11 protein-coding genes and 1 riboswitch are annotated in these 12,921 nt (G+C 27.9%); of the genes, 10 read left to right on the top strand and 1 reads right to left on the bottom strand.

All coding sequences use genetic code 11. The features are described from left to right. The first annotated feature begins 20 nt into the window (after positions 1-20). A riboswitch (FMN riboswitch) is annotated at positions 21-141 on the top strand. Positions 142-261: 120 nt separating this feature from the next. Beyond that, the gene (locus tag ATCC9714_RS15270; protein WP_021127442.1) at positions 262-867 is read left to right on the top strand and encodes an ECF transporter S component; all 606 of its coding nucleotides are present in this window, start codon (positions 262-264) and stop codon (positions 865-867) included. A gap of 31 nt (positions 868-898) precedes the next feature. On the opposite strand, the gene ATCC9714_RS15265 is transcribed toward ATCC9714_RS15270, so the two are convergent. Continuing rightward, complete coding sequence (locus tag ATCC9714_RS15265) at positions 899-1,753, bottom strand: GNAT family N-acetyltransferase (RefSeq protein WP_057545797.1); 855 nt, start codon at positions 1,751-1,753, stop codon at positions 899-901. 172 nt (positions 1,754-1,925) lie between these two features. On the opposite strand from ATCC9714_RS15265, the gene tsaE reads away from it, so the two are divergent. The 9 genes from tsaE (at position 1,926) to ATCC9714_RS15220 (ending at position 12,919) form a co-directional block, all read left to right on the top strand. After that, positions 1,926-2,378 carry a tRNA (adenosine(37)-N6)-threonylcarbamoyltransferase complex ATPase subunit type 1 TsaE gene (tsaE, locus tag ATCC9714_RS15260; RefSeq protein ID WP_021122111.1) on the top strand — a complete coding sequence of 151 codons (453 nt, stop codon included), beginning with the start codon at positions 1,926-1,928 and terminating at the stop codon, positions 2,376-2,378. Then, positions 2,378-3,094 (top strand): tRNA (adenosine(37)-N6)-threonylcarbamoyltransferase complex dimerization subunit type 1 TsaB, encoded by a 717-nt coding sequence (tsaB, locus tag ATCC9714_RS15255; protein ID WP_055332818.1) that lies wholly within the window; start codon positions 2,378-2,380, stop codon positions 3,092-3,094. The genes tsaE and tsaB overlap by 1 nt, the downstream gene beginning before the upstream one ends. Continuing rightward, positions 3,084-3,542, top strand: coding sequence for a ribosomal protein S18-alanine N-acetyltransferase (gene rimI / locus ATCC9714_RS15250; protein ID WP_021122114.1), 459 nt, complete (start codon positions 3,084-3,086; stop codon positions 3,540-3,542). The genes tsaB and rimI overlap by 11 nt, the downstream gene beginning before the upstream one ends. Before the next feature lie 2 nt (positions 3,543-3,544). Beyond that, positions 3,545-4,558 carry a tRNA (adenosine(37)-N6)-threonylcarbamoyltransferase complex transferase subunit TsaD gene (tsaD, locus tag ATCC9714_RS15245; protein WP_054631097.1) on the top strand — a complete coding sequence of 338 codons (1,014 nt, stop codon included), beginning with the start codon at positions 3,545-3,547 and terminating at the stop codon, positions 4,556-4,558. Positions 4,559-4,809: 251 nt separating this feature from the next. Further along, complete coding sequence (gene glgB, locus ATCC9714_RS15240) at positions 4,810-6,717, top strand: 1,4-alpha-glucan branching protein GlgB (RefSeq protein WP_261291321.1); 1,908 nt, start codon at positions 4,810-4,812, stop codon at positions 6,715-6,717. 38 nt (positions 6,718-6,755) lie between these two features. Continuing rightward, complete coding sequence (locus ATCC9714_RS15235; RefSeq protein ID WP_155485765.1) at positions 6,756-7,883, top strand: glucose-1-phosphate adenylyltransferase; 1,128 nt, start codon at positions 6,756-6,758, stop codon at positions 7,881-7,883. Between the two features lie 14 nt (positions 7,884-7,897). Next, positions 7,898-9,025: a glucose-1-phosphate adenylyltransferase subunit GlgD gene (gene glgD, locus ATCC9714_RS15230; RefSeq protein WP_057545794.1), complete on the top strand. Its 1,128-nt coding sequence runs from the start codon at positions 7,898-7,900 to the stop codon at positions 9,023-9,025. Between the two features lie 13 nt (positions 9,026-9,038). Continuing rightward, positions 9,039-10,484 carry a glycogen synthase GlgA gene (gene glgA, locus ATCC9714_RS15225; protein WP_054631101.1) on the top strand — a complete coding sequence of 482 codons (1,446 nt, stop codon included), beginning with the start codon at positions 9,039-9,041 and terminating at the stop codon, positions 10,482-10,484. A 14-nt stretch (positions 10,485-10,498) separates the two neighbouring features. Continuing rightward, positions 10,499-12,919 carry a glycogen/starch/alpha-glucan phosphorylase gene (locus tag ATCC9714_RS15220; protein WP_155485763.1) on the top strand — a complete coding sequence of 807 codons (2,421 nt, stop codon included), beginning with the start codon at positions 10,499-10,501 and terminating at the stop codon, positions 12,917-12,919. Positions 12,920-12,921: the final 2 nt, after the last annotated feature.

Raw genomic sequence — 12,921 nt, 5'->3', positions numbered from 1 at the left:
AAGGAAAATTAAATAGCACGTAAGATCTTCGGGGCAGGGTGAAATTCCCTACCGGCGGTATAGCCCGCGAGCTACTTTTTAGTAGCATGACTTGGTGAAATTCCAAGGCCGACAGTAAAGTCTGGATGAGAGAGGATTAGTAAATATGTATAAGATAAAAAATAAAATGTATTTATTTTTGATATACTCAAAAACTAAGCTCGAAGAGATTCTTCGAGCTTTTATTTTTCCTAATATAAAAATAAATTAGGAGGGTTTTAAATGCAACAGACAATAAAAAAAGGTAAGGTTTTTTCAACAAATACAATGACTAAGGTAGCTATATTATCTGCAATATCTTATATACTTATGTTTATAGCTGTTCCTATACCAGGGATTTTCCCAGATTTTTTAAAAATAGATATATCAGATCTTCCAGCTATATTTGGAGGATTATCTCTTGGACCAGTTGCAGGATTTGCAATAGTACTTATAAAAAATTTATTTCAAGCTATGACGGCTTCTACTACTGCATGGATTGGAGAGTTTGCAAATTTATTAATAGGTGGGTCTTATGTAATTATAGTTTCTTTAATTTATAGACAAAAAAGAAATTTAAAGGGATTAATAATGGGATTTGTATTAGGAACAATAGCTATGATATTAGTTGGATGTTTAACAAATTACTATATGTTACTACCATTCTATGGTAAGATAATGCCTATGGAAGCGATAATAAACATGGGAAATATTATAAATCCAAATGTAACTGATTTAAAAACATTTGTTATTTGGATGATAGCACCATTTAATTTATTTAAAGCTGTGCTGATATCTTTAATAACTTTACCTTTATATAAAAAAATGGAAGTTTTATTGAAAAAATAGAAAAAAGCATGCTATATTGTAGCATGCTTTTTTACTTAGATATTTCATCATAAGTATAATAAACACAGTCATTTTTAAAGTTTGATATAGATTCATATTCATTTTCTTTAAGTTTGTTTATAAGTTCATCATAAGGATTCGTTATATAAATTTCAGCTTCATTAGCTTTATATTTTAATAAAGAATATAAAGTAGCATCATTAATACCTTCAAAAGTATTATCAATACATATTATAGAAGGATAACCTTTCATTTTTATAATACACCTATGACCATTTACTATTACCAAAGAATTACTTTGTACAAGTTCGTCAAAAGTTGATTTACATAAATTTAAAAATGTAAATCCATAAGTTAACTTATTGTTACAAGTCTTAAAATAATCAAGAGATTTAAAATCTTTATATGAAATTTTCCATTTTTCTACTTTAAATCTATCCAAATTTAAATTTTTATTTTTTATAGAATTATAATTTTTAAAAGCTACAAGACAGCTTTGATTTAAGTGGAAATTTTTAGCCTCCATCATTTTTATGCTAGCTTTTGTATCTATATGTGTACACATTGCGATATTAGTTATTTTGCCATTTCTTAAATCTTCTCTAGCTAAGTTAAATAACATATCTGAAATAGCATGGCCTAATTGTTGACCTCTATAATCTATATGAACTCTAAGACCCTCAAGCCAACCTTGCTTATCTGGAAGTATTGTATACTTTCCAACTGCTACAACTTTGCCATCCTTAACTACTCCTAGAAAACATCCATCTTTTTCGTTTACCCATTTATAAAATACTTTTGGTAAGTAATCATTTCCATCCCAAATATTTTTAGAAATATCAACTATATCATTATAATCTTCATCTGTAAGAATTTTATAATTCAAATCAAAATCACCCCTTCACAATAAATAATATTACCATAAAAAGTTAAAATATATGATATGTAATAAAAACTTTGTAAATCTAAGCCTTTATAATAGTAAGAGGTTATAATATAATAATATCTGTTATATTAAAAATTAAAATAAACAAGTCTTATTTATGGAGATGATATAGATGGTTAAAATATACTTGGAAAATGAAGAACAAACTAAAGATATAGGTTATAAATTAGGACAGCTGGTAACACCTAAAAGTGTAATTTGCTTAATTGGAGACTTAGGCGCAGGTAAAACGACTATGACTCAAAGTTTAGCGAAAGCTTTAGAAGTAGATGATTATATAACAAGTCCTACGTTCACAATAGTAAATGAATATGAAGGAAGAATTCCTTTATATCATTTTGATGTATATAGAATCGGAAGTAGTGACGAAATGTATGATATAGGATTTGATGAATATATAGATGGAGACGGAGTTTGCATAATAGAATGGGCAAACTTAATAGAGGACATACTTCCAAATGAATACCTATATATAGAGATGAATTATAAAGAAACAGGAAGAGAAATGATATTAACTCCAAAAGGAGAAAAGTATGAAGAAATAGTTAAGGAGTTGACTAAGTAATGAAAATATTAGGAATAGATACTTCTACACATTCAACTAGTGTATGTATTATAGAAGATGAAAAATTAATTTGTGAATATACAGTAAATACTAAAAAAACACATTCTCAAAAACTTATGGTAATGATTGAATCTATGATAAAAGAAAGTGATTTAAATATAAAGGATATAGATTCAATAGCAATATGTATAGGGCCAGGGTCATTTACTGGACTTAGAATTTCTATGGCTACAGCAAAAGCAATAGCTCAAGTTAGAAACTTGCCAATAATAGCTGTCAATTCTCTAGAATCTTTAGCATTTAATATGAATTTATGTGATAAAATAATATGTCCTATTTTAGATGCTCAAAGAAATCAAGTTTATACAGGTAAGTATAAATTTGAAAATGGAGAATTTAAAACAATAGAAGATATAAAAGTTATTGAAATAGAAGCGTTAATAGAAGAATTGTCTAATAAAAATGAAGATTTTATTTTAGTTGGAGAAGCTACAATTTTATATAAAGAAAAGCTTGAGCCAATTAAAAATATTCATGTAGCATCAGTATCTAACAATGTTAGTAAAGCAAGTAGCCTATGTGCGATAGGAGCTATAAAATACAATAATGATAAGGATGTATATAATTGCTATACTGTGAATCCAATGTATATAAGAAAATCTCAAGCAGAAGTTCAATATGAAGAAAAAATGAAGAGGTTAGAAAATGATAAATAGCAATTTAATAATAAGGGATATGACTATAGATGATGTAGAAGGAGTTTTTCAAGTAGAGAAAAATTGCTTTGAACATTATTGGTCTAAGCCTGAATTTGAAAAAGAAATGAAAAATGATGTTGCTAGATATTTAGTGGCACAAATAGATAAAAAGATTGTTGGCTATGTAGGGATATGGTTCATAGCTGGTGAAGGACATATAACAAATGTAGCAGTACATAGTGATTATAGAGGACAAAAGATAGGCGATAAACTTATAAAGCATCTTGTTGAAAAGTGTAAAGAAAATCATATATTTGCTATGACTTTGGAGGTAAGAGTTTCTAACTTAATAGCTCAAAACTTATATAAAAAATATGGATTTAAATTAGCTGGAATAAGAAAAGAATATTACAGTGACAATAAAGAAGATGCGATGATAATGTGGAGCCAATTAAAAGAGGTGTAGTAATGAAGGATATAATAACATTAGCTATAGAATCTAGCTGTGATGAAACAGCATGTGCGGTTCTTAAAAATGGAAGAGAAGTTTTAAGTAATATAATATCAACTCAAATTGAATTACATAAAAAATTTGGTGGAGTTGTACCAGAGGTTGCATCTAGAAAACATATAGAAAATATACCTATGGTTGTTCAACAAGCTCTTGATGAAGCAAAAGTAACATTTGATGATATTGACCATATAGCAGTAACTTATGGACCTGGATTAGTAGGGGCTGTTTTAGTGGGGTTATCTTATGCTAAAGCATTAGCATATACTTTAGATATACCATTAGTAGGTGTAAATCATATAGAAGGTCATGTAAGTGCTAACTATATACAAGATAAAAATTTAAAACCCCCATTTATAACATTAATAGTTTCAGGAGGACATACTCACTTAGTAGAGGTCAAAGATTATGGTAAATATGAAATTTTAGGAAAGACTAAGGATGATGCATCTGGAGAAGCTTTTGATAAAATAGCAAGAGCTATGGGCTTAGGATATCCAGGTGGCCCAATAATTGATAGATTAGCTAAAAGTGGTAATAAAAAAGCTATAGATTTTCCAAGAGCATGTATGGATGAAGGATATGACTTTAGTTTTAGTGGTTTAAAGTCAGCCGTTTTAAATTATTTAAATGCTAAAAAAATGAAAAAGGAAGAGATAATAGTAGAAGATGTAGCAGCATCTTTCCAAGAGGCTGTAGTAGAAGTTTTATCTAAAAAAGCTATAAAGGCAGCAAAAGAAAAAGGATATGATACTATTGCCTTAGCTGGAGGAGTTGCATCAAACTCAGCTCTTAGAGAGAAGCTAACAGTTATGGGTGAAAAACAAAATATAAAAGTTAAGTATCCATCTCCTATTTTATGTACAGACAATGCAGCTATGATTGGATGTGCAGGATATTATAGTTTTATCAATGGAAGAAGAGATGATATGAGTTTAAATGCGGTTCCAAATTTAAAAATTGGACAATAAAAATGAGTTAGAAGATTTAAATCTTCTAACTTTTTTTATGTTTGGATTATATTTTATCGACAAAAAAATTTGAACTTTGTAGTTTATTGAGAGAATGTATCTTAGTTTAAAAAAATAACTAAATTTAAGTCTAAATTTTTAGATGAATACTTCAAATATTAAAGTATAAATTAATATATAATTAAAAATATATGTTTAAAAAGTTCGATAAGATAGTACTAAAGATATAGATTATTATGGGGGATTTTATATTGAGAAAATATGAAGATGTTATAAATAGCTACAATATAAATTTATTTAAAGAGGGGAAAAGTTTTAGAAGTTATAGTTTCATGGGAGCGCATAAAGTGGAAAAGGAAGGTATAACAGGGATTACTTTTTTAGTTTGGGCTCCTAATGCTAAAAAAGTTAGCTTAGTAGGGGAATTTAACAATTGGGATGAGAGCTTAAATATTATGAATGAGATTGAAGGTAGTGGAATATGGAATATATTTATACCTAATATGGAATATGGAGAAAGCTATAAATTTTATATAGAAAGTAAAAGTGGAAAAGGTAAATTAAAATCAGACCCATATGCATTTTTATCAGAAAAAAGACCAAATACAGCATCTATTGTATATAATTTAAAAAACTATAAATGGAATGATGATATTTGGATAGAGAAAAAAGAAAAGTATTCATATATTGATAGACCTATGAATATATATGAAGTTCACTTAGGTTCGTGGAAAAGAAAGTGGGATGGAGAATTTTTTACGTATGAAGAATTAGATGAGTTAATAGATTATGTTGAAGATATGGGATATACACATATAGAATTACTTCCGGTTACAGAACATCCCCTAGATATGTCATGGGGATATCAAACTGTAGGATATTATAGTGCTACTAGTAGATATGGAAATCCGGAGCAACTAATGAGATTTATTGATAAATGTCATCAAAAAAAAATAGGTGTTATATTTGATTTTGCATATAGTCATTTTTGTAAAGATGATCATGGATTATATAAGTTTGATGGAACAAATCAATTTGAATATGAAGATGAAACAAAGGCTGAGAACTTAGGTTGGGGTACTGCGCATTTTGACTTAGGAAAACCGGAGATACAAAGTTTTTTAATATCAAATGCAATTTTTTGGATGGAGAGATTCCATGTTGATGGTATTAGGATGGATGCTGTATCGAGCATGCTTTACTTAGATTATGACATAGGGCATTGGAAACCTAATAAATACGGAGGAAGAGAAAACATAGAAGCAATAGAATTTTTAAGGATGTTTAATGAAATTTTACATAAAGAAGTTAAAAATCCTATTATAATAGCTGAAGAATCTACCTCATGGCAAATGGTTACAGGTCCGGCTTATAAAGGGGGATTAGCATTTGATAATAAATGGAATATGGGATGGATGAATGATACTTTAAAATATATGGAAATGGATCCAATTTATCGTAAATACCATCACGAACTTATAACTTTTTCATTTATGTATGCATTTTCTGAAAATTTCATAATACCATTATCACATGATGAAGTAGTTCATGGCAAAAAATCTTTACTAAATAAAATGCCAGGAGATGAATGGCAGAAATTTGCTAATTTAAGATTGTTGTATGCGTATATGATGATTCATCCAGGTAAGAAACTTTTATTTATGGGCAGTGAGTTTGCTCAAGATTTAGAATGGAGATTTGAGTATGGATTAGAGTGGACTTTATTAGCTAATGAACAAAATTTAAAAATGAAAAATTATGTAAAAGATTTAAATCATCTTTATAAAGATGAAAAATCTATGTATGAGATAGATAATCATCATTCAGGGTTTGACTTTATAGATCCACACAATATAAATCAAAGTGTAATAGTAATAATGAGAAAAGGAAAGAAAAAGGAAGATTTCATAATAGCAGTTTTAAACTTTACACCTGTAGTGTATAGCGAATACCGTATAGGAGTTCCGTATAGGGGATTGTATACAGAGGTATTTAATAGCGATAATGAAAAGTATTATGGATCTGGTCAGACTATGCAAGAGCAAGTTTTAGAATCAGAAGATATAAATTGGCATAATAAGCAATACTCTATAAATATAAAAGTTCCACCATTAGGAGCAACTTTCATAAAGGGTATAAATTTAAGTTTAAATGATTAAAATTTTATTTAAAAATTATGGGGGAGTAGTAATAAATGATGAAAAAAGAAATGATAGCAATGATCTTAGCAGGGGGACAAGGTTCTAGATTGGGAGTATTTACAAAAAATATAGCAAAACCAGCAGTTTCGTTTGGAGGAAAATATAGAATAATAGATTTTGTTTTAAGCAATTGTTCCAATTCAGGAATAGATACCGTTGGGGTTTTGACTCAGTATAGACCTTTATTATTAAATTCTCATATAGGTATAGGAAGCAATTGGGATTTAAATAGAAGAAATGGAGGATTATCAATATTACAACCATATATGAATGAAAAAGAAGGTAACTGGTATAAGGGAACTGCAGATGCTATTTACCAAAATATGAACTATATAGATAGTTATGATCCTGAATATATACTTATATTATCAGGAGATCATATATATAAAATGGATTACAGCGATATGCTAGAGTTTCATAAAGCTAAAGATGCAGACGTAACAATTGCTGTAATGGAAGTTGATTGGAATGAAGCAAGTAGATTTGGAATAATGAATACTAATAAAAACAGTTTTATATATGAATTTGAAGAAAAACCTAAGAATCCAAAAAGCAACTTAGCATCTATGGGGATATATATTTTTAATTGGAAAAAGATAAAAAAATATTTTGAATCTGAGAAGATGTATTTAGACTTTGGTAAAAATTTAATTCCAAAGATGTTAGAAGATAATTTGAAAATGATTTCTTATCAGTTTGATGGATATTGGAGAGATGTAGGAACAATAGAGAGTTTATGGCAAGCTAATATGGATTTAATAAATACAGAAAATGGATTTAATTTAAATGATCCTAATTGGAAAATATATACAGATACAATGGCTATGCCACCACAATATATAGGAGAAGATGCAAATATAAAAAATTCAATTTTAGTAGATGGATGCAGGGTTTTTGGAAGCGTTGAAAATACAGTTTTATCTCATGGTGTAACTGTTGGAGAAGGAAGTATAATAAAAGATTCGGTTATAATGTCAAATGCCAAAATAGGTAAAAACGTAGTTATAGAAAAAGCTATGATAGGAGAAGGGGCTATAATAGAAGACAATTGCTATATCCACAAAGATGATGGGAGTATAAGTGTAGTGTCTGAATTTGAGGTAATAGCTATGGAATTAGTATAGGGGGATTATATTTTATGAATAAAGAATGTATGGGGATAATCAATTTAAATAAAAAAGGTGATAATTTAAGAGAGTTAAGTGATTCAAGGATAGTGGCATCAATACCTATTGGTGGAAGGTATAGAATAATAGATTTTACATTATCTAACATGGTAAATGCAGGAATGAAAAATATAGGTATATTTTCAGACCAAAAATATAGATCACTGACAGATCATTTAGGAAATGGAAGTCATTGGGACTTATCTTTAAAAAATGATGGATTATTTGTATTTAGTCCTGAAAATACAACAAAGCAGATGCATCATACTTTAAAAAAAGGTGATTTAAAAAATATATTTTCAAATATAGACTATATTGAGAAAAGTAAGCAAGAATATGTTTTAATTTCTCCAAGTTATATGATTTGTAATATCGACTATAAAAAAGCTCTTAACTATCATAAATCATCAGGTAATGATATAACTATAGTATTTAAAAATGAATCGAATATAGATGAAGAATTTTTAGGAACAACAATTTTAAATGTTGATGGGAATAAAAAAGTTTTAAGTATGGGAACTAATATTGGAAGGCAATCTACAGGAAATATATCTATGGAAATGTATATAATGAAAACTAAATTATTTATAGAGATGATATATGGGGCAGTTTCAAAAGGTGGATATGCAAATTTAGAAGATTGTATAAATGAAAGTGTAGATATATTAAATGTAGGAGGATATGAGTATAAGGGGTACTTAAGATGTATAAATTCTATTAGAACTTATTTTCAAACCAATAAGGATTTACTTAATATAGATATAGCAAATGAATTATTCTATTCTGATAGAAAAATTTATACTAAAGAAAAAAATACTCAACCAACTTTATACACAGAAACATCAAATGTAAATAACTCATTTATAGCTACAGGATGTATCATTGAAGGGGATGTGAAAGATAGTATTATATTTAGAAAGGTTCATATAAAAGAAGGCTCGGTTATTAGAAATTCTATAATTATGCAAAATAGCACAATAGAAGAAAATGCAAAATTAGATAATGTAATTCTTGATAAAAATGTAAACATATCAAGTAAAAAAGAATTAAAGGGGGATATAAAATTTCCTTTGGTAGTAGAAAAAAACGTTAGTATATAAAGGGGGATAAATTTTGAAGGTTCTTTTTGTTACAGCTGAATGTTGGCCGTTTGCTAAAACAGGTGGTTTAGGAGATGTATCATATGCACTTCCAAAGGCATTAAAAAAAGAAGGAGTAGATGTAAGGGTTATAATGCCTAAATATGTTAATATTCCTAAATATTTAAAAGATAAAATGAAAAAAGTTGCAGTGTTTAATGTAAATGTAGCATGGAGAAATCAATATTGTGGATTATTAGAATTAGAATTAGATGGAGTTAAGTTTTATTTTATAGATAATGAGTTTTACTTTAAAAGAGAAGGTGAATATGCATATTTATATGGATATGATGATGATGTAGAGAGATTTACATTTTTCAGTAATGCAGTTTTAGAATCTTTAAAAAGGATAGATTTCTATCCTGATATAATGAATTTAAATGATTGGCATACAGGAATGATACCTTTATTTTTAAAAGAGCACTACCAAGATGATGATAGATACTCAAATATAAAAACTATGTATACTATACATAATTTGAGATATCAAGGTGTATTTTCTAATAAACATATAGAAGATACATTATCTATTCCTAGGTTTCATTTAGATGAAGGTAACATAGAATATTATGGTGGAATCAATTTTATGAAGGCTGGCATAGTATATTCAGATAAAGTAAGTACTGTTAGCCCCACATATGCTAACGAGATACAAACAAAATATTATGGAGAAGGACTAGATGGACTAATAAAAGAGAATGGATATAAATTAAAAGGAATTGTTAATGGAATAGATTATGAAATTAATAATCCGGAAGTCGATAAAAATATAGTTTGTAATTTTAATATTGAATCAATAGGTAAAAAAATTAAAAATAAATTAGAATTGCAGAAAATACTAGGATTAGAAATTAATGAAAATATACCAATGATAGGGATTGTATCTAGATTAGTATCTCAAAAAGGATTAGACTTGCTTTCATATATGATGCCTGAATTAGTTGAAGAAGATTTACAACTAGTTGTACTTGGAACAGGAGAAGAACAATATCAATCTATGTTAAATTACTATTCAGGAAAGTATCCAAATAAGGTAGCAACTATATTAACTTTTGATGCAGCCTTAGCTCAACAAATATATGCATCATCAGATATGTTTTTAATGCCATCATTATTTGAGCCTTGTGGAATAGGACAAATGATAGCTATGAGGTATGGGTCAATACCTTTAGTTAGAGAAACTGGAGGGCTTAAAGACACTGTTGTCCCATACAACAAATATACTGGAGAAGGAAATGGATTTAGTTTTGCTAATTACAATGCACATGAGATGTATTATTGCATTAAATCAGCAATAGATATTTATAAACAAGATAAATTGACATGGAATAATATAGTAAGAAGTGCAATGAATACTGATAATAGTTGGAAAAAGTCCGCTAAGGAATATTTAAGGGCCTATCAAGAAATAGTTGAATAAAGGAGTTGGTAATATTGACCCTTATAAATAAAGAAGAGTTCAAATTAGAATTTAGAAATCAAATGGATTTTTTATATAAACAGACTATAAAAGAAGCTAATAGTGAGCAACTACTAAATACGCTAGTGACAGTATTAAAGTGTAAAATAGATAATATATGGAAAGAAAGTAGATTAGATAAAGAAAAAGAAGTTTATTATTTTTGTATAGAGTTTTTATTAGGACGACAATTAGAGTCTAATCTTTTAAATTTAGGTATTTTAGAAGATATAAAGTTAATTTTAAAAGAAATGGACATAAATTTAGAAGATTTAATTAATGCAGAAGTAGATCCTGCTTTAGGAAATGGTGGATTAGGAAGATTAGCTGCATGCTTTTTAGATTCTATGGCATCATTAAATATGAGCGGCCATGGTTATGGAATAAGATACGAGTATGGTTTATTTGAGCAGAAAATTGTGAATGGGCATCAAGTAGAAGTCCCAGATAATTGGTTAAAAGAAGAATCATATATATGGGAGACTGTAAGGCCTAACAAAGCAAGTATTGTAAAATTTGGAGGGAAGGTTGATTTAGTCGAAAAAAACGGTAAAATAAAGGCTATTCATAAAAATTATATTCCAGTTATGGCACTACCATATGATATCCCTATAATTGGATATAAAAATGAATATATAAATACTCTTAGGTTATTTAAATCAGATGTGCCTCGAAAAGATTTTGAGCCTATATTAAAAGAATCTAAGAATAGTTATGGAAGCTATCATGATGCACTACAGTATAGGTATTATGCTGATGAAATTTCTCAAGTTTTATACCCTAATGATTCTAATGATGCAGGTAAAATTTTAAGGTTGAAACAAGAATATTTCTTAGTAAGTGCAGGAATACAAGATATATTTAGAAAGTATAAAAAAGATAATGGAGATATACGTAAAATATATGAGAAAATTTCAATTCATATAAATGATACACATCCATCTCTATGTGTACCTGAACTAATGAGACTATTAATGGATGAAGAAGAACTTGGATGGGATGAAGCTTGGGATATAACTCAAAGAGTTATATCTTATACAAACCATACTATAATGGCAGAGGCTATGGAAAAGTGGAATATCCAGATGATTAAAGAGTTATTGCCAAGAATATATATGATAATTGAAGAAATAAATAAAAGATATATTTGTAAACTAAATAATAAATATGGAAATGACCATGAAAAAATAAGTAAAATGGCAGTGATTTATGCAGATAATGTAAATATGGCTAATTTAAGTATTATAGGAAGCCACAGTGTAAATGGAGTAGCAAAACTTCATACAGAGATCTTAAAAAAAGAAGTTCTTAAAGATTTTTATGAAGATGAACCTTTTAAATTTAACAACAAAACTAATGGAATAGCTCATAGAAGATGGTTGATATTATCTAATCCTAGATTATCTAAACTTATAAATGAGTTAATAGGTGAAAGTTGGCAAAGGAATACTATAGAACTTAAAAATTTAGAAAAATACCAAAATGATGATAGTGTTTTACAAGAATTAGAATTAATTAAACAAGAAAATAAGAAAAATTTATCTAAAATTATAAATCAAAAAAATGAAATAAATATAAATGAAAACTCAATTTTTGATGTGCAAATAAAAAGATTACACGCATACAAAAGACAACTCATGAATGCACTTCACATACTTCATATGTATCATGAACTATTAGACAATCCTAACTTAAATATTGAGCCAAGAACTTTTATATTTGGTGCTAAAGCTGCACCTGGATATTATTTTGCAAAGTGCGTTATAAAATTAATAAATGAATTAGCTCAAAAAATAAATAATGATACAAGAGTAAAAGATAAATTGAAAGTAGTTTTTTTAGAAAACTATGGAGTTTCTTTGGCAGAGAAAATAATACCTGCCACAAATGTAAGTGAGCAAATATCCACAACTACAAAAGAAGCTTCTGGAACAGGTAATATGAAGTTTATGATGAATGGGGCTATAACGATAGCAACGTTAGATGGAGCAAATATAGAAATCCATGACCAAATAGGTGATAAAAATATGGTTTTATTTGGTTTAAAGGCAAATCAAGTTTTAGAATATAGTAAATTTGGGGGATATTCTTCTGCTGATTTATATTCAAATAATTTTTATATAAAGAGGGTAGTAGATGATTTGGTTAATGGATTTATACCAAATATAGTAGAAGAAGGTAGAGAGATATATAATTCTTTAATAACATATAATGATGAATTTTTTGTATTAAGAGATTTTGAGAATTATGTAGAAGCACAGAAAAAAATTAATGACTTGTATATAGATAAAAATCATTGGAATAAGATGTCATTGATAAATATTGCGAATTCAGGGATTTTTTCAAGTGATAGAACTATAAAAGAATATGCAAATGAAATATGGTACAAAAGATAAAT

The organism is Paraclostridium sordellii, from assembly GCF_000953675.1.
Classification (GTDB): Bacteria; Bacillota; Clostridia; order Peptostreptococcales; family Peptostreptococcaceae; genus Paraclostridium; species Paraclostridium sordellii.
The sequence above is the reverse complement of the archived record's forward strand: the minus strand, read 5'-3'. Positions and strand labels throughout refer to the sequence as shown.

Bases quoted from the DNA above. Each gene is read 5' to 3' on its own strand.
- ATCC9714_RS15270 (WP_021127442.1), top strand. From the start codon at position 262: ATGCAACAGACAATAAAAAAAGGTAAGGTTTTTTCAACAAATACAATG.
- tsaE (WP_021122111.1), top strand. From the start codon at position 1,926: ATGGTTAAAATATACTTGGAAAATGAAGAACAAACTAAAGATATAGGT.
- tsaB (WP_055332818.1), top strand. From the start codon at position 2,378: ATGAAAATATTAGGAATAGATACTTCTACACATTCAACTAGTGTATGT.
- rimI (WP_021122114.1), top strand. From the start codon at position 3,084: ATGATAAATAGCAATTTAATAATAAGGGATATGACTATAGATGATGTA.
- tsaD (WP_054631097.1), top strand. From the start codon at position 3,545: ATGAAGGATATAATAACATTAGCTATAGAATCTAGCTGTGATGAAACA.
- ATCC9714_RS15235 (WP_155485765.1), top strand. From the start codon at position 6,756: ATGAAAAAAGAAATGATAGCAATGATCTTAGCAGGGGGACAAGGTTCT.
- glgD (WP_057545794.1), top strand. From the start codon at position 7,898: ATGAATAAAGAATGTATGGGGATAATCAATTTAAATAAAAAAGGTGAT.